General features: G+C 63.4%; 14 protein-coding genes. 10 read left to right on the plus strand and 4 right to left on the minus strand.

The window, feature by feature from the left end; translation table 11 throughout:
* The first annotated feature begins 618 nt into the window (after positions 1-618).
* The 7 genes from H1204_RS06450 (at position 619) to H1204_RS06480 (ending at position 5,533) form a co-directional block, all read left to right on the plus strand.
* Complete coding sequence (locus H1204_RS06450) at positions 619-1,239, plus strand: glutathione S-transferase (RefSeq protein WP_180730453.1); 621 nt, start codon at positions 619-621, stop codon at positions 1,237-1,239.
* Between the two features lie 217 nt (positions 1,240-1,456).
* Positions 1,457-1,648, plus strand: a complete 192-nt coding sequence (locus H1204_RS06455) for a hypothetical protein (protein ID WP_007585578.1) — start codon at positions 1,457-1,459, stop codon at positions 1,646-1,648.
* A gap of 127 nt (positions 1,649-1,775) precedes the next feature.
* Positions 1,776-3,179, plus strand: a complete 1,404-nt coding sequence (locus H1204_RS06460) for an FAD-containing oxidoreductase (RefSeq protein WP_180730454.1) — start codon at positions 1,776-1,778, stop codon at positions 3,177-3,179.
* Positions 3,180-3,190: 11 nt separating this feature from the next.
* Positions 3,191-3,523, plus strand: coding sequence for a cupin domain-containing protein (locus H1204_RS06465; protein ID WP_180730455.1), 333 nt, complete (start codon positions 3,191-3,193; stop codon positions 3,521-3,523).
* 140 nt (positions 3,524-3,663) lie between these two features.
* Entirely contained in the window at positions 3,664-4,239 is a 576-nt protein-coding gene (locus H1204_RS06470) for a TMEM175 family protein (RefSeq protein WP_180730456.1), read from the plus strand.
* Positions 4,240-4,242: 3 nt separating this feature from the next.
* Positions 4,243-5,031 (plus strand): hypothetical protein, encoded by a 789-nt coding sequence (locus tag H1204_RS06475; protein ID WP_180730457.1) that lies wholly within the window; start codon positions 4,243-4,245, stop codon positions 5,029-5,031.
* A gap of 19 nt (positions 5,032-5,050) precedes the next feature.
* A complete protein-coding gene (locus tag H1204_RS06480; protein WP_180730886.1) occupies positions 5,051-5,533 on the plus strand; it encodes a metallophosphoesterase family protein in 483 nt (160 codons plus the stop codon).
* A 57-nt stretch (positions 5,534-5,590) separates the two neighbouring features.
* Here H1204_RS06480 and proP read toward each other — a convergent pair whose 3' ends face one another.
* From proP to argA, 3 genes are all read right to left on the minus strand, one after another.
* Positions 5,591-7,060 (minus strand): glycine betaine/L-proline transporter ProP, encoded by a 1,470-nt coding sequence (proP, locus tag H1204_RS06485; RefSeq protein ID WP_180730458.1) that lies wholly within the window; start codon positions 7,058-7,060, stop codon positions 5,591-5,593.
* Between the two features lie 735 nt (positions 7,061-7,795).
* Positions 7,796-8,071, minus strand: a complete 276-nt coding sequence (locus tag H1204_RS06490; RefSeq protein ID WP_131242962.1) for an oxidative damage protection protein — start codon at positions 8,069-8,071, stop codon at positions 7,796-7,798.
* Between the two features lie 55 nt (positions 8,072-8,126).
* The gene (gene argA / locus H1204_RS06495) at positions 8,127-9,506 is read right to left on the minus strand and encodes an amino-acid N-acetyltransferase (RefSeq protein WP_180730459.1); all 1,380 of its coding nucleotides are present in this window, start codon (positions 9,504-9,506) and stop codon (positions 8,127-8,129) included.
* A 23-nt stretch (positions 9,507-9,529) separates the two neighbouring features.
* Here argA and hrpA point away from each other — a divergent pair, with 23 nt between their 5' ends.
* Positions 9,530-14,056: an ATP-dependent RNA helicase HrpA gene (gene hrpA, locus H1204_RS06500; protein ID WP_180730460.1), complete on the plus strand. Its 4,527-nt coding sequence runs from the start codon at positions 9,530-9,532 to the stop codon at positions 14,054-14,056.
* Between the two features lie 157 nt (positions 14,057-14,213).
* Here hrpA and H1204_RS06505 read toward each other — a convergent pair whose 3' ends face one another.
* Positions 14,214-15,596, minus strand: a complete 1,383-nt coding sequence (locus tag H1204_RS06505; RefSeq protein ID WP_180730461.1) for a YadA family autotransporter adhesin — start codon at positions 15,594-15,596, stop codon at positions 14,214-14,216.
* Between the two features lie 523 nt (positions 15,597-16,119).
* Between H1204_RS06505 and H1204_RS06510 the strand changes: the two genes are divergently transcribed.
* Together H1204_RS06510 and H1204_RS06515 are read left to right on the plus strand one after the other, a co-directional pair.
* Positions 16,120-17,133, plus strand: coding sequence for a beta-propeller fold lactonase family protein (locus tag H1204_RS06510; protein WP_180730462.1), 1,014 nt, complete (start codon positions 16,120-16,122; stop codon positions 17,131-17,133).
* A gap of 99 nt (positions 17,134-17,232) precedes the next feature.
* A complete protein-coding gene (locus tag H1204_RS06515; protein ID WP_180730463.1) occupies positions 17,233-18,216 on the plus strand; it encodes a sterol desaturase family protein in 984 nt (327 codons plus the stop codon).
* Positions 18,217-18,392: the final 176 nt, after the last annotated feature.

Consider the following 18,392-nt stretch of genomic DNA (forward strand, 5'->3'; position numbering starts at 1 on the left):
GTGCCCAGCCGGAAACGGCCGGTGCAGAACCCTTCAAATTCGGCGAAACCCCTGATCGCGCGCGGTTCACACCGTGCAACGAGGCAACGCCGAGCCAAGCCCGTTTTCTTTTCTGCTTACTGATGCGGGATGGAAGGCGCGGAAGGTGTAGAGACTAGACGGAGGGCGCCTAAGGCGGTGGGCGTGCAATACGCGCATCGCGATGGCGAAGGCATAGTCCAGCGCACGAACGTTTGCTTTTCTGGTTGAAGCAGACGGCGTCGAAAGACGTAGTGTGACGAAAATCCGCCGCTTAACAGCTTGCCGGTTCGAGTCCGGTCCCCGGCACCAGATGGTGTTCCTGCGAATTCTGTTGGATTCTGAAGACCCGCGATAGCGTCACTGCTTCGCGGGTTTTTTGTTTCCACGGTTTCCTGAATCCGCCCAAAAGGAATGGAGCAAGCTGGATAACACGGTGCGCTCGCAGCTAACGCAAGGTGGCCGAACGGCTGGAGAACCCGCGTGAATGAAAGCTCGCCTCGGCGGGCTTTTTATGTTGTCGGAATCAGCGCCATCGCCATCACCCGCCCATTCGTCTACAGTATCCCGCTCAGACCAACCCCAACGGGAGAAAGCAGCATGCAACTGATCGGCATGATGGATTCGCCTTACGTCCGGCGCGTCGCCATTTCACTCGCGGTGCTCGGCCTGCCGTTCGAGCACCAGAGCGTATCGGTGTTCCGGCACTTCGACACGTTCGCGAAGATCAATCCCGTGGTGAAGGCGCCGACCTTCATCGCCGACGACGGCACGCTGCTGATCGATTCGTCGCTGATCCTCGATTATCTGGACCATCTGAGCCCGCCCGATAAGCGCCTGATACCCGCCGCCCCAAGCGAGCGTCTGAAGGCGCTGAGCCTGATCGGCTTCGCGCTCGCCGCCTGCGAAAAGACGATGCAAAACGTCTACGAGCTGAACCTGCGTCCCGCCGAGCGCCAGCACCAACCGTGGATCGACCGCGTCCAGACGCAACTGTTCGCCGCGTATGACCATCTGGAGACAGCCATCGCGGGCCGCGAAGGAAACGGCTGGCTGCTGGGCGACCGTCTGATGCAGCCAGACATCACGCTGGCCGTCACCTGGCGATTCCAGCAGTTCATGCTGCCCGATCTCGTCGATCCCGCCCGTTACCCGGCGCTGGCCGCGTTCTCGAAACGCGCCGAAGCGCTGCCGGAATTCGTCGCCACGCCGCTCGAATGACCGTGCTTTTACGGCTCGGCAAACGCCCGCACAACCGGCTGCGCCGAGCCCGAAACCATATGGCGCAAGGCGTTGCGGGATTGTTCTGCTCCGTCGACAACTATCTTCGCGTTTAGCTCATTTATCCCTAACACTCCGCTCTCTACAATCCATCCATCGAAACTTGTATGCAGATCGACACCGTGCCCGATACGCGGCGTCATTGATGGGAGTAGCCATGAGAGCGATCATCGAACGACAGCTTTATCACCCGGCCGTAGTGCTGCCGATGGTGTCGCTCATCCAGATCATGGTGCAGGTCGACTTCAATCTGAGCCAGGCGGGTTTCGTCGTCGCGACGAACGGCGCACGCGCCGCGCTGCAACGCTCGCGCGAACTGATCTGCTCGCTGCATCATTGCGATGCATGATTCGCGCGGAATGAACCGCTGAACGACGTCCGAACGACCGACGCTCCATCACCGGGACTCACCACTTCGAGAAACACACGGCAGGCGTAAGATGTCCGACTCGCACACGCGATTCGGGAGATCTGCCATGCCACAGCATTTCGACGCCATCGTGATCGGCACGGGACAGGGCGGTTCGCCCCTCGCCGTGCGTCTTGCGGAAAACGGCCGCAAGACGGCCGTCATCGAACGCGACAAGTTCGGCGGGACTTGTGTGAATGTCGGCTGCACGCCGACCAAGGCGTATGTGGCGAGCGCGCGCACCGCGCACGTCGCGCGCCGCGCGGCCGATTACGGTGTGCATATCGCGGGCGATGTCAGCGTTGATCTGGCGCAGGTAAAGGCGCGCAAGGACAAGATCATCGGCCAGTCGCGCGACGGCGTCGAAAAGTGGCTGCGCAATACCGGGAATGTCACCGTCTTCAAAGGCCATGCGCGGTTCACCGGCGCGCATGCACTCACCGTCACCGATCCCGAAAGCGGCAACGTGCTGGCCGAACTGCAGGCCGACGACATCTTCATCAACACGGGCACACGCGCCGTCATTCCGAAGCTCGAAGGACTCGAGCGCATCCGTTATCAAACGAACTCGACGCTGCTCGATCTGACTGAATTGCCTGACCATCTGGCTATCGTCGGCGGCAGTTATATCGCGCTCGAATTCGCGCAGGTGTTCCGCCGCTTCGGCAGCCGCGTGACGGTGATCGTGCGCGGCGAGCGCGTGCTCGCGCGCGAGGACGAAGACTTCGCTCGCAACGTGCAGAAAGTGCTCACGCGCGAGGGTATCGAATTCCGCTTCGGCGCCGAGCCCTCGCTTGTCGAGCCGTTGCACGAGAATGGCGACGGCGTGCGTCTGTTGTTCGGCGCCGATGCCGCGCCGCTCGAAGCATCGCATCTGCTGTTCGCAACGGGCCGCCGCCCGAATACCGACGATCTCGGTCTCGACGCAGCCGGCATCAATGTCGATAAGCACGGCACGATTCCCGTCGACGGCCAGTTGCGCACGAACGTACCCGGCGTGTGGGCGATCGGCGACGCGAACGGGCGCGGCGCGTTCACGCATACGTCTTACGACGATTATCAGATCGTGTCGGCGAATCTGTTCGACGGCGGCAAGCGCAGTGTCGACGACCGCATCATGGCGTACGCCGTGTTCGTCGATCCGCCGCTCGCGCGCGTCGGCCTGTCCGAGCACGAGGTGCGCGCGAGCGGCCGCGACGCGCTGATCTCAACGATGCCGATGACGCGCGTCGGCCGGGCACGCGAGAAGGGCGAGACGGACGGCTTCATGAAAGTGCTCGTCGACAACGCGTCCAAGCAGATACTCGGCGCGACGATCTACGGCGTCGACGGCGATGAAGCCATCCACACGTTCATCGACATCATGACGGCGCGCGCGCCCTACACGACGCTGCAGTTCGCGATGCATATCCACCCGACGATCAGCGAACTGGTCCCAACGCTGCTCGACGGCCTCGCGCCGCTGAAGTGAGGTAGCCGCACATGCAACTGCAAACGGGCAATCTGTTTAGCGGCGAAGCGAAGCGCGACGGCGAAGAGCGGATCGACGTGCTCGTCACGGGACAACGCCTGAACGTGGAGCGCATCGTGTCGATGGGACATACGAGTCCCGATGGCTTCTGGTACGACGACTCGCGCGCCGAATGGGTCGTGCTGCTGTCGGGCGCGGCCGTGCTCGAATTCGAAGAAGACGCGACGCTGCACGACATGCGTCCCGGCGACTACGTGCTGATTGGCCCGCATTGCCGGCATCGGGTTGCGTGGACGCATGAAAACGAACAGACCGTCTGGCTCGCGATCTATCACGAGCCTTGAGCGTTGCGTTGAAAGAGCGGCGCATTTGACCATCATCGACAGCCCGGCCTGTGATCGCGGATAATCGGCAGCGGCGATTAGCGGTGGGGTAGGGCCTCGCCTGCGCCGATGACAAACAATCCGCAACAGGAACCGGGCAGATGGGTAAAGGACGAATCGAAGCCTTCAGCGATGGCGTGATCGCGATCATCATCACGATCATGGTCCTCGAACTCAAAGTGCCGGAGGGCTTCGATCTCGCAGCGTTGCGCCCTGTGATCCCCGTTTTTCTTGCCTACGTGTTGAGCTTTCTCTACGTCGGCATCTACTGGAACAATCACCATCACATGTTCCATGCCGTGGAGAAGGTGACGGGCGGCGTGTTGTGGGCGAACCTGCATCTGCTGTTCTGGCTGTCGCTGATGCCCGCCATTACGCACTGGATCGGCGAGAGCCATCTGGCCGCGTGGCCGACCGCGCTATACGGCCTCGATCTTTTCATGTGCGCGATTGCGTATTTCATTCTCGCGCATGTGCTGGTCCGGCATCACGGCCCGGAATCGACGCTGGCGCGCGCGCTCGGCCACGACCGCAAGGGCAAGCTGTCCGTCGTGATCTATCTGTCGGGTGTGGTGTTCGCGTTCATCGCGCCGTGGGTGTCGGTGGCGCTCTACACGTTCTGCGCATTCATGTGGCTCGTGCCCGACAGCCGTATCGAACAGCTCGTCAAGGAATAGCCGATGCTCGCGCTCAAGCTCGCGCTCGTGCCAGGCTTTCTCGCGGCGCTGACGATGGCGGGGCGCGTGTGGGGACCGTCGGTGGCGGGTTGGCTAGCTGGATTGCCCGTCGTTGCGGGGCCGATCGTGCTGCTGCTCGCGCTGGAGCGCGGCACGGCGTTCGCGGCGCAGGCGTCGGCGGCATCGATTGCTGCGATTGCCGCGTCGGAGGCGTTCAACTTCGCTTATGCGTGGACGTGCCGTTTCGCTCGCTGGCCTGTGGCGCTGGGCGCGGGCCTCGTCGCGTGGGCGTTGATCGCCGTGTTGCTCACGCACTTGCCGGTGAGTCTTGCATGGTCGCTGGCGGCGGTGTGTGTGGCCGTGGCCGTCTCGCAAGCCGGGTTGCCTCGCGTCGAACGCACGGTGCCGGCGGCGCGCATCGGTGTCATCGACCTCGCGTTGCGCATGCTCGCGGGTGCCGTGCTGACGCTCGTGGTAACGACGCTCTCCGCGTCGATGGGCGCGGCGTGGAGCGGCATGCTGTCTGTCTTTCCGCTACTCGGCATCGTGCTCGCGGTCTCGGCGCAACGCGCGCATGGCGCGGGCTTCGTCGCGCTGCTGATGCGCGGCATGGTGATCGGGCGCGCGTCGTTCGCGGCGTTCTTCTCGGTTGTGGCGCTGACATTGCCGACGCTTGGCGTGCTGTCCGCGTTCGCATGCGGCGCTGTCGTGTCGGTGCTCGTGCAGGGCGCGACGAAGCGGCTGCTCGCGATGTCGCGCAAGCCGCGCGCGCCGCTGGCCGCGCTCGATTGAGCTTCTTCAGGAACGCATGATGACGACGCGCCGCACGCAATCTTCCCGCATCGGCCTGATTTCGGACACGCACAATCTCGTGCGTCCCGAGGCGCTGGCGTGGCTCGCGGGATGCGACGCGATCGTTCACGCGGGCGACATCTGCAATCAGGCGGTGCTCGATGCGCTCACGGCCATAGCGCCGTTGACGGTCGTGCGCGGCAACAACGACACGGGCGCATGGGCCGCGTCGATTCCGGCGCACGCGACGCTCGACGTGCAACAGGTGAAGATTTTCATCGTTCACGATATCGCCGACTTGCCGCGCAATCTGCATGACGAGGGCGTGCGCGTCGTCGTGACGGGGCATTCGCACAAACCGTTGATCGTCGAGCGGGACGGTGTGCTGTTCGTCAATCCGGGCAGCGCGGGGCCGCGCCGTTTCAAATTGCCGATCTCAGCGGGCATGTTGACGATCGATGGGGCGGATGTCGAAGCCACGCTGCAGACGCTGACGCCATAAAAAAATCGGGTCAGCGGAAGCTGACCCGATTCAATTCAACACGTGAATCGATGTCGCTTATGCACGCGCCGTCACGGCGGAGGCATACGCTTCCTCGAGTTCCACGGCTTCGCGCTCGCCGCGCAGCACGGCATGCGCTTCGGCACGCGTCGCGACGCACGGACCCGAGCCGAGCAACGGCTTGCGAGCCGTTTCACGCAGCGCCAGCACCGAGACGATACCGATGATCGACGCACCCATCAGGTAGTACGCGGGCATCATCAGATTGCCGGTGCGATCGACCAGCCATGCCGTCACCAGCGGCGTCGTACCGCCGAACAGCGACACCGACACGTTGAAGCCAATCGCCAGCGCGCCGTAACGGATCTTCGTCGGGAAGAGGGCCGGCAGCGACGACGGCATCACGCCCGTGAACGTCGACAGCAGCGCGCCGAGAATCAGCAGGCCGCTGAACACGGGCAGCACCGTGCCCATACGGATCAGCAGCAGCGCCGGAATCGACAGCGCGAACAGACCCACGCAGCCGAGCAGCATGACGGGCTTGCGGCCGATCTTATCGGACAGATGACCCGCGTAGAGCGTCATCGGCATCATCAGCACCATCACGAGCAGCACGAGGAACAGACCGTGCGATTCGTTGAAGTGCAGCGTGGCCGACAGGTAGCTCGGCAGATACGACAGCGCCATGTAGTCGGTGACGTTGAAGATCAGCACGAGGCCGACGCACAGCAGCAACGGCTTCCATTGCTGCGCGAGCAGTTCCACGAACTTCTGCTTCGGACGCGACATCTCGTCCGCTTCACGCGCTTCCGCTTCCTTCTTGAACGCAGGCGTCTCTTCGAGCTTCATCCGGATATACAGGCCCACAAGGCCCAGCGGACCCGCGATGAAGAACGGCACGCGCCAGCCCCACGACAGCAGCGCTTCCTGCGACAGCGTCGCCGTCAGCACGGCAACCGTGCCTGCGCCGAGGATATAGCCGACCAGCGTGCCGAATTCGAGGAAGCTCCCCGCGAAGCCACGGCGCCGATCCGTCGCAAACTCGGCGATAAAGGTAGCGGCGCCACCATACTCGCCGCCCGTCGAAAAGCCCTGCACGAGACGCGCGACGAGCAGCAGCGCGGGCGCGAGAATGCCGATCGAACCATAGCTCGGGATCAGGCCGATCGCGAACGTGCCGACGGCCATCATGATCATCGTCATTGCGAGCACGCGCTGACGGCCGATGCGGTCGCCGAGCGGCCCGAACACCATGCCGCCGATCGGGCGCACGAGGAACGCGGCGGCAAACGTGCCGAAGGTCGCGATCAACTGCGCCGACGGGCTGCTCGACGGGAAGAACACTTTGCCGAGCGTGACAGCGATATAGCTGTACACGCCGAAATCGAACCATTCCATTGCGTTGCCGAGCGCCATGGCGCCGACGGCACGTTTGAGAAGGGAATTGTCGACGACGGTGATGTCGTCGAGAGTCAGGCTGTTGTCTTTGTTCTTATGTCGCCAGAAACCGTTGCTGGAAGCGGTCAAGGTACAAGCTCCTATGACTGCGGCCGAACGCAAAAAGCGCTCCGCCACGGATTGCTGGAAAGTGCAGTTTCGCGAGCGGTCGATGCGAACAGGCGTAGCGCCTCGCACGGACCACGCAAAGGCGTACTGCGCAGACGTGCATAAGCACTTTGCGCAGAAAAAGTAACGCCCGTGCATCGCGAAGGTCGTCGCGAAATTGCACTTTGTTAGTTGCTGCTAAACGTTGGTACCCACGTGGCCTTGCAGGGGGGCAGATACCGGAGGACATGCACGCACGCGGTGCGCTCATGCCGCTTGAAAAGGCTTGAAACGAAAAAGGCCGGCGAGGCGTCGCTCTGGATCGCGCCGATCGGACCGACGCGACTTGCAACGAAACAACCGACAAGCCTTCTTGTATAAAAAACAATTCAATCCGAACCTGGCACGCACGGCGGCCAAGGTGCAAACTGAACGCGAATGAAGGGTTAATGCTGTTAGAACGAAGCACATGATAGCACGATAAGCGAGGATCGCGCAAACCGACTGTCCGGCGCGGGGCGGGTGAGGGCGCGCAATCCGTTGCCTGGCGGGGGATTGCGGGAATTCGGCGGGTGCAGAAAAAGCGGCTCGGGATTAACGGTTTCGTTCAATCTGCCGGCCGCAGCGGAGCTGCCCGGCGGCCGGAAACAGGCGAAAAAAATCCGCGCACCGCGCGCGGATTCTTCATTGCCTGTCGCGAACTGCCGCGACGAAAGCTCAGCCTTCCGAGGGCGGCACGTAGCCCGTAGCCTGATCGGCGCCTTCGCCGAAGAAGAATTTCTCCGTCTGCTTCATCAGATACTGGCGTGCGCGCGGGTCCGCCATGTTCAGGCGGTTTTCATTGATCAGCATGGTCTGCTGCTTGAGCCATTGCTGCCATGCTTCCTTCGAAATGCTCTCGTAGATCCGCTTGCCGAGTTCGCCCGGCAGCGGCGGGAAATCGAGACCTTCGGCTTCCTTGCCGAGCTTCGTGCATTGAACCATGCGAGTCATGCTGTGCTTCTCCTGTGATCGATGTGGAACGGCGGCGCGTCGTTATTGTGAGCGCTCAGAGCTGTTTCATCAGCACGAGCGACTTGCGCTGCCAGTTGTAGAGGCGGCGGCGGTCTTCGGGCAGGTCGTCGACCGTGACCTTCACGAAGCCGCGCTTGAGGAACCAGTGTTCGGTGCGCGTCGTCAGCACGAAGATACGCGTCAATCCGCGCGCCCGTGCGCGCTGCTCGATGCGCTTGAGCAGCCGTTCGCCGTCGCCCGAGCCTTGTGCTTCCGGCGAGACCGTCAGGCACGCCATCTCGCCGATGCGCTCCGCCGGATACGCATACAGCGCCGCGCAGCCGAACAGCACGCCATCGTGCTCGATCACCGAGAAATGGTCGATGTCGCGCTCGATCTGGTGACGCCCACGCCGCACCAGCGTGCCGTCGCTTTCGAGCGGCTCGATCAGCGTCAGAATGCCGCCGACGTCGTCCGGCGTCGCTTCGCGCAGGCTTTCGAGGTTCTCGTACGAGATCATCGTACCCACGCCATCGTGCAGGAACAGTTCCAGCAGCAGGCTGCCGTCGAGCGCGTACGGAATGATGTGCGAACGCGCGACGCCGCCGCGGCACGCGCGAATGGAGTGCTTCAGATAGAAACCGGCATCGCCCGTCACGACGCCGCCTTCATGCAGGCGGTACGCGTCGTCCAGCGACAACTCGCGGATCAGCGCGCCTTCTTCGTCGAGCAGGCCTTCCGTCTCGGTGAGAAAGACGATCTTGTCGGCGCGTAGCGCAATCGCGGCGGCCGACGCGACGTCTTCCATCGACAGATTGAATGCTTCGCCTGTCGGCGAGAAGCCGAGCGGCGAGAGCAGCACGATCTTGCCGCTCGAAAGCGTCTGGCGGATCGACTCGGCATCGATCTTGCGCACCACGCCCGTATGCTGGAAATCGACCCCGTCGAGAATGCCTACGGGCCGCGCCGTCACGAAGTTGCCCGACACCACGCTGATGTGCGCGTGCGCCATCGGCGTGTTCGGCAAGCCCTGGCTGATCGCGGCCTCGATGTCCAGACGCACTTCGCCCGCCGCTTCTTTCGCGGATTCGAGCGCGCGCGCATTGGTGATGCGCATGCCGTGCGAAAACTCGGACTCGACGCCGTGCAGGCTCATCTGCTCTTCCACTTGCGGACGCGAGCCGTGTACGAGCACGATCTGGATACCCATCGCCTGCAACAGCGCGATATCGGACACCAGCGCGTTGAGCAGACCCTGATGCACGACTTCGCCGCCGAAGCCGACGACAAACGTCTTGTTTCGGAACGCGTGGATGTACGGCGCGACCGATCGCATCCAGTCGACGAATTGCGCGTGTTGCAGCATGGCTTCCGAGTCGCTGGACGAGGCCGGCGAGCTGGCGGGCGTGGGGACGAGGTCGGTTTGGGAATTCATGCCCCGGATTATAATGCGCCCCCATGTCGAATGTACCCAAAAGCTCCGCTGGAGCCGATACGAAAAACGCGGCTGACGCTGCCGCGAAAGACGCTGCGAGCCCCGCGCCGCGCGGCCATCAGGACGCGACGCGTGACGCGCGCGGTGACGCTTCGCGTCGTGACGTTTCCGTGAATGTTGCGAATGCGCCGCGTTCGGGCGCTTCCGCGCACGGTGACGCGAATAAACAGCAAGGCGCAAACGCAGCGAAAAGCGGTGCGCGCGGGCCACAGAACGACGCGCCGAACCGGCAGCGGGACCAGCAGGGCAAGCGTGGACGGGATCAGACAGGTGGCGCCCGCCAGCAACAAGCGCCGCGTACTCAAGGCAACCCGCCGCTCGACTCGCAAGCCAAACCGCAAGGCAACCCACGCGCCGGCAGCGAGCCGGGCGGAGAAAAACAGCGCAATGCGTCGCGGGAGCCGGGCGCCGGGAAGCAGCGCGACACGCCGCGCGAGCCGGGTGGAGAAAATCAGCGCAACACGCCGCGCGAGCCGCGCAAGCCCGCGCGCGTCGTCGTGCCGAATCCCATTCCGCCCATCACGTTCCCCGAGGCGCTGCCCGTCTCGGGCCGACGCGAGGAAATCGCGCGTGCGATCGCGGGCCACCAGGTCGTGATCGTCAGCGGCGAGACGGGCTCGGGCAAGACGACACAATTGCCGAAAATCTGTCTCGCGCTCGGACGCGGGCTCGGCGCGGGCGGCAACGGGCTGATCGGTCACACGCAGCCGCGCCGGATCGCGGCATCGGCGACGGGCCGGCGCATCGCCGAGGAACTCGGCACGCCGTTCGGCGAAGTGGTCGGCTACAAGGTGCGTTTCACCGACAATCTCGCGCCCGGTGCGTCCGTCAAGCTGATGACGGACGGCATTCTGCTCGCGGAAACGCAGACCGACCCGCTGCTGAAGGCGTACGACACGCTGATCATCGACGAAGCGCACGAGCGCAGCCTGAACATCGATTTCCTGCTCGGCTATCTGAAAGAGATTTTGCCGAAGCGCCCCGATCTGAAGCTGATCGTGACGTCCGCAACCATCGATGCCGATCGCTTCGCGCGTCATTTCGGCTCCGAAGAAAAACCGGCGCCTGTGATCGAGGTGAGCGGCCGTCTGTATCCCGTCGAGGTCCGCTATCGTCCCGTCGCGGAAGATTCGCCGGCGGTGAAATCTGCGGAAGGCAATGCGGGCCGGGAGCGTGGCGATCGCCCGAAAACACAGCGGGAAACCGACCGCGATCTGATGGACGCGATCGTCGAAGCCGCCGACGAACTGTGCCGCGAAGGCCCCGGCGACGTGCTCGTGTTCCTGCCCGGCGAGCGCGAGATTCGCGATGCGGCCGAAGCGCTGCGCAAGCACCATCCGCCGCACACGGAGATATTGCCGCTGTTCGCGCGGCTGTCGGCGGCTGAGCAGGAACGCGTATTCCGTCCGTCGAACGCGCGGCGCATCGTGCTCGCGACCAACGTCGCCGAAACCTCGCTGACGGTGCCGGGCATCCGCTACGTGGTCGACACGGGCCTCGCGCGTGTGAAGCGCTACTCGTATCGCAACAAGGTCGAGCAGTTGCAGGTCGAATCGATTTCGCAGGCGGCGGCGAACCAGCGGGCAGGGCGTTGCGGCCGCGTCGCTGACGGCATCTGCATTCGTCTTTACGAGGAAACCGATTTCCAGGGGCGCGTGCGCTTCACGGACCCGGAGATTCTGCGGTCGTCGCTTGCGTCCGTCATTCTGCGGATGAAGTCGCTGCATCTGACGGCGATCGAAACCTTCCCGTTCATCGAGCCGCCGCCAGGCCGCGCGATCGCCGACGGTTATCAACTGCTGAACGAACTCGGCGCCGTCGACGACGACAACGCGCTGACGCCGCTCGGCCGCGAACTCGCGCGCCTGCCGCTCGATCCGCGCGTCGGCCGGATGATTCTCGGCGCGCGCGACCAGCAGGCGCTGCGCGAAGTGCTGATCATCGCGAGTGCGCTGTCCGTGCAGGACCCGCGCGACCGTCCCATCGACGCGCAGGAACAAGCAGACCAGGCGCACCGCAAGTTCGCCGACGAGCGCTCTGAGTTTCTGCAATGGCTGAAAATCTGGGCGTGGTTCGAAGAGGCCATCGCGCACAAGAAGTCGAACCGGCAGTTGACCGATGCGTGCAAGCAGAACTTCCTGTCGCATTTGCGTCTGCGCGAATGGCGCGACGTGCATTCGCAACTGCTGACGGTGGTTCGCGAACACGGCTGGCGCGTGAACGACAGCGAAGCGACCTTCGAGCAGATTCATCTCGCGCTCCTGACGGGCCTGCTCGGCAATATCGGTCTGAAGGCCGACGACGAGCCGTACTATCTCGGCGCGCGGAGCATCAAGTTTTATCTGTGGCCCGGCTCGGCGCTCGTGAAGAAGGCGGGCAAGTGGGTGATAGCGGCGGAGCTCGTCGAGACGAGCCGGCTCTACGCGCGCTGCATCGCGAAGATCGAGCCGGAGTGGATCGAGCGCGTCGGCGCGCATCTGTTGAAGAAGTCGCTCTCCGAGCCGCACTGGGAAAAGCGTGCGGCGCAGGTTTCAGCGTTCGAGCGCGCTGTGCTGTACGGCTTGCCTGTGTATCACCGGCGGCGCGTCAGTTTCGGCAAGCAGGACCCGGCGCGAGCGAGAGAACTGTTCATCCGCGGCGCGCTGGTTGAAGGCGAGTTCGACACGAAGCTCGCGTTCTTCGCGCACAACCGCAAGCTGCTCGCCGATATCGAACAGCTCGAGCACAAGTCGCGTCGCCAGGACGTTCTAGTCGACGACGAACTGATCTACGCGTTCTACGATCAGGCTGTGCCGAACGGTATCCATACGGGCGCCGCGTTCGAGCGCTGGTATCGCGATGAAGTGAAGAAGAGCGGGCAGCAGGAAGACAAGCTGCGCCTGCTGTATCTGTCGCGCGACGATCTGATGCGTCACGAGGCGGCGGGCGTCACGACCGACCTGTTCCCGAAACGGATGACGATGGCGGGCGTGGACATGACGCTGACCTATCACTTCGAGCCGGGTTCGCCGCGCGATGGCGTGACGCTCGCCGTGCCGCTGTACGCGCTGAATCAGGTGGACGCGCGGCGTGTCGAGTGGCTCGTGCCCGGCATGCTGAAGGAAAAGACGCAACTGCTGCTCAAATCGTTGCCGCAGAAGCTGCGCCGTCACGTCGTGCCGTTGCCGGAGTACGCGGCGGGTTTCGTCGAGCGGCACAGCGGGCCTAAATTCGGCGCGGGCGGACTGCTCGACACGGTGATCGCCGATGTCCGCGAGCAGACGCAGGTCGCGACGAAGCAGTCGGACTACAAGCTCGAAACGCTCGCGCCGCACCTGTTCATGAACTTCAAGGTGATCGACGAGCACGGCCGGCAGCTCGCGATGGGCCGCAATCTCGCGCAGCTGCGCGCGGAACTGGGCGGCCAGGCGCAACAGCAGTTCCAGAAAATCGCGTCGAGCGCGGCGGGTGCGGCGCTCGCGAATGCGGGCTCGGGCGGCAGCGATGCCGCTGCGCGCGGAGCAATAGGGGGCACGGCGGGCGGCACCGCAGGCGGGGCGGCGCGTGGCGCGAGTGGGGCGAGCGGCGGTGCGCGTGGCGCCTCAGCCGCGCCGCACACGCCCGCTGCAGGCGAAGGGGCGGCCGCGCCGGCGACAGCCCTCTACGAAAACCTGACGACGTGGAACTTCGGCAAGCTCCCCGAGCTTCTCGAAATCCGGCGCGGCGGACATACGCTGTTCGGTTATCCGGCGCTCGTCGATCGCGGCACGCATTGCGACGTCGAAGTGTTCGATTCGCCGGACGAGGCCGCGCGTATCCATCGCGCGGGCTTGCGGCGCTTGTTCGCGCTGCAGTTGCGCGAGCCGATCAAATACCTCGAAAAGAATCTGCCGGGCTTGCGCGAAATGGCGATGCAGTTCATGCCGCGCGGCACGCAGGAGGAACTGCGCGATCAACTGATCGACACCGCGCTCGACCGCGCGTGCCTGCAAGACCCGCTGCCCGACGACGACGCGAGCTTCCACGCGCGCAAGGACGAAGGCCGCAGCCGGCTGACGTTGCTCGCGCAAGAGATTGCCCGCCTTGGCGGACAGATTCTTGGCGAGTATTCGGCCGTCGTGAAGAAACTCGCGCAGGCGAAACCGTTCGCCGCTGCTTTTGCCGACATGCAGAACCAGTTGGACGCGCTGATCGGCAAACGCTTTATCGTCGATACGCCGTACGCTCAGTTGACGCATTTCCCGCGCTATCTGAAGGGCATTGCGCTGCGCATCGACAAACTGAAAGCGGACTCGGCACGCGACGCGCGTCAGTTCGCAGAGTTTCAGCCGCTCGCGCAGAACTACCAGCGAGCGCTCGCGCAGCGCGGCGGCGTGCCGGATGCCCGGCTTGCCGAGTTCCGCTGGCTGCTGGAGGAACTGCGTGTGTCGCTGTTCGCGCAGGAACTGCGCACGCCGATGCCTGTTTCCGTCAAGCGTCTCTACAAGGTGTGGGAGTCGATGCAGCGGTGACCGATTCGGGCGCGCTTCGCCAGGCGCGCCCGGTTTTGCCGCTATCAGCAATACGTCGCAATCCGCAGATGCGGCCTGACGCCGCGTGCTCAGCGCGTCGCACGCGGAACTCACACCCTGTGATTTTTTCGCTGCTGTGCGCGAATCGCGCAGCGTGTTACCAGTGCATGCCGGCCCCGATCGACCCGCCCAGTTCGCCACGCGTGCTCGCCGTACCCTGCAGCTTGTAGGCCCATTTGCCCGAGTCCGAGAGTTTCGATACGCCGAGCGCCATCGCCGACTGGCCGCCATACGTGCCGGCCGCCATCGCGACCATCCCGCGCCCCGGCAGCACGGCTTGCGGCAGGCCCGCCATCGCGATCGCCGCTGCGGCGCCCCCATAGCCGTCTTTGCGCGCCGATCGGACCTGGTCGTCGGTATAGGCTTTCGCCTGGCCGACCGCGCCGCTCAAACCCTGATTCAGCTGGTTCACGTTGACGGCATCCGTGCCCTGAGCGCCCGCCGCGACGTTCGCGATCTGCCGTTCCTGTCCCGACGCGCCGACGGAGACCGTGTTCGAGCGATCGGCGACCGAGCCCTGACCGAGCGCCACCGAATTGTCCGCGCTTGCGTTCGAGCCGGCGCCGAGCGCGACGGCATTGGTGCCGCCCGCCTGCGCATTCGCGCCCGCTGCGATCGAGTGCACGCCGCTTGCTTGCGCCGGCTCGGTAGCGGGCGAGCCCTCGGCGCTGAACATCGGGTTCGACGTGTTGACGGTGATGTTGCCGACGGCATTGCCGAGCATCGCGGACAACTGGCCGAGGTTCACGGCGTCGTGCGTGTCGACGGCATCGGCAACGTTGCCAATCCGCGTGCCGCCGTTCGCCGGATCACCTTGCAACGTGATGCTGTCATGATTGATCGACCCGTCCGGGTTGCGGTCGTACATCACGGCGCCATCGATCTTGCTCGCCACCGCCTTCAGTTGCGCGACGTTCACGGCGTCCTGGTCGACGCGGCCCGCCGCCACGCCGCTGATCGTGCGATTGCCGACGTTGACCTCGCCAACAGAATTTTGCGGCGCGTCCAGCCCGAACGCGACGTAGCCCGTTTGCGCGCCGTACAGCGTCGCAGAGCCGAAACCGAGCGCCACGCTGTTGCTGAATGTCGCCATCGAATTGGCGCCCAGCGCGAGCGACTGGGCGGCGTTTGCCTGCGCGGTGTCGCCCAGCGAGGTCGCCGAGGCCGCCATCGCACGCGAATGCGCGCCGATAGCCGTGGCGTTGTTGATGCTCGCCGTCGATGTGTCGCCGACGGCCGTCGCATCCGCACCGGCAAACGACGTGTCTCCAAGCGCCACGCCAGTGGCGTCCACGGTGCTTGCGCCGTTGCCCATCGTGACGGCCGCATTGGCGTCAACCGTCGCGGACAGCCACAAGAAACTCGCAAACGCCAACAGCGCGATGGTCGAAGTGCGTGCCGAACGCAGTACATTGCGGTCGTTCAATATGGCGCGACGGATTGCAGTTGATTCTTGCGCCATCTTATTCATTATTTTCATGCCTCAAACTCCGGTAAGACTGGACAGCAAATACTCGGAAACGCCGGACAAGACAAAGCATCGAAACTGGCAAAACCCGCTTTCGTCACTGGGAAAGATGTTTGTCGCAGCGCGGACTTATTCAGTCCGTGCTGGCCGGCTCGTTTCCACATGCTGGCAAACGTCGAAGCGGGTGTTGCGTTCACGAATTCTTAAGGCGCGGAGTTTGATTCGATATGAGGTAATTCTTAATTAATAACGTTCGGAGATTTCGCTCCTAAATGGTGGAAACATGTGCTGGATAATCGCCGAATAATCTCGATTGATAATGTGGTCATATAGTGGCGTCTGATTCGTAAATGCGATAATCGTATCGATTCGGTACAAAAAATCGTGCGGCCTGGACAGCGGGCGTAGCCGCTCGCAACGCATTGCGCGCACCCTGCGGCACCGCGCCGCAACGTCTGCCTTTTCCCCGATCGAGGTCAACCGAAGAGTCACGCAAACGTTCTACAATGGCGATTACCCCCTGATGTGAGTTTTCATGCGCAAATTTTCCCTTCCCGGCCTGACCAGCACGTTTGCGGCAGGCGCGGCGCTCGTCGCGGCAGCAAGCTTCTTCTCCACGCCAGTTCTCGCCAACAACGTGATCGTGCTCAACTCCGGCGAAGCCACGCTGAGCCTGATCGACGAGTCGACACGTCAGGTGATCGACACGGTGCCGACCGGCAAGGAACCGCATCACCTGATGCCGACGCCGGACAATTCGTCGCTGATCGTCGCGAATTCGGTGTCGAACAATCTGATGTTCGTCGATCCGAAAACAGGCAAGCCGCAACGCTGGGTCGAGAACATCGAAGACCCGTATCAGATCGGTTTCTCGCCGGATCGCAAGTGGCTCGTGACGACGGGCTTGCGCCTCGACCGCCTCGACATCTATCACTACGACGGCCACAACATGACGCTCGCGAGCCGCCTGCCGCTCGCCGTGATGCCGAGCCACATGGCGTTCACGAACGACAGCAAGACGGTGTTCGTCACGCTGCAGGTGTCGGGTGAACTCGCCGCCGTCGATCTCGCCACGCAGACGGTCAAGTGGAAGATGAAAGTCGGCAAGGTGCCGGCCGGTCTGTGGATGACGCCGGGCGACAAATACCTGTTGATCGGCATGACGGGTGCGGACTATGTCGCCGTCGTCGACTGGCGCAATCAGAAGATCGTGAAGACGATCACGACGGGCAAGGGCGCGCACAACTTCCGCTCGCTCGCGGACGGCAAGCATGTGGCTGTGTCGAACCGCGTGGCCAGCACGATCAGCATCCTCGACGAAGACACGCTCACCAACGTCGGCGACATCACGGGCCTGATGCCGGGACCGGACGACATGGAACTTTCCGCCGACAAACGCTATCTGTGGGTAACGTTCCGTTTTGCGAAGCATGTCGGTGTCATCGACCTGACTACGCACAAGCTGATCCAGACGATCGCCGTCGGCCGTTCGCCGCACGGCATCTATTTCTTCAACCGCGCGCCCGTCACCGCGCCGAACGGGGCATGATGATGCAGACGGCGTGCCTCGCCAGCGCGCCGTGAATTGCGCGGTAAAACGTATATTGAACCGCGCAGTGAAGCAGAACCGCGACGCATAAAGAGCACCATGTTCCACCTGATCGCCTCCAGTCTCGATAGCTTCGTTTCTTCCGTCCAGACGCTGCTGTACGTCGACGTCGTGCAGCCGCTGCTGTTCCATTTCAACCTGATGGACTACGACGAGGACACGTACGACAGCCTGTACTGGGTGATCGTCGGCGTGCTGGAAGTTATCGCCATGTATGCGTTGCTGCGTCCGCTGGAAGCGCTGCGGCCCGTCGAGCAGTGGAAGGACCGCAAGGCGGTGCGCGTGGACGTGCTCTACACGTGGATCGCCAAGCTCGGCATTCTGAATCTGTTCTTCTTCTTCGCGCTGCAGCCGTTTTTCGACTCGGTGCAGGGCTGGCTGCGTTTGCAGGGCATCGCGAATATCGAACTCGACAATCTGTGGCCCGGTGTCACGACGCAGCCGTTCGTCACGTTCGTCATGTATCTGCTGGTGCTCGACTTCGCGGGCTACTGGTATCACCGCGGGCAGCACAGGATCGGTGTGTGGTGGGAACTGCACGCGGTGCATCACAGCCAGCAGCAGATGTCGCTGTGGGCCGACGACCGCAACCATCTGCTCGACGATCTGCTGCAAGCATGTTTCTTCGCCGTGATCGCGCTGTTCATCGGCGTGCCGCCGTCGCAGTTCGTCGTGCTCGTCGCGATCACGAATCTCGCGCAGAGCGTGCAGCACGCGAACATCCGTCTGCATTTCGGCTGGCTCGGCGAGCGCCTGCTCGTCAGTCCGACCTTCCATCGCCGTCATCATGCAATCGGCTATGGTCATGAAGGGCTCAAGTACGGCTGCAATTTCGGTGTGCTTTTCCCGTGGTGGGACATGCTGTTCGGCAGCGCGTCGTGGAGCCGCGAAATGGAGCCGACGGGCATTCGCGATCAGCTCAGTGGCCGTCACTACGGCGAGGGTTTCTGGGCGCAACACTGGCTCGCATTCGTGCGCATTGGACAGCGCATCGCTGGCAAGAAGCAGCGGGGCGCGGCGTAAGCACGTTTTCGTTTGCGTTGTCGTTTCACCTTCGATGCCTCTTTCGGCCGGGCGCTCGCTTCTGATTATCACCGGCCGCGCAGCAACGCTCGCGCACTCGCTTGCACATTCACTGGTCAGCGCCGGCTTTCACTTTCGACGCTGACACGCGGCGTGGTTTATCCTGTCCACGTTTC

Origin of the sequence: Paraburkholderia sp. PGU19 (assembly GCF_013426915.1) — a bacterium.
Classification (GTDB): Bacteria; Pseudomonadota; Gammaproteobacteria; order Burkholderiales; family Burkholderiaceae; genus Paraburkholderia.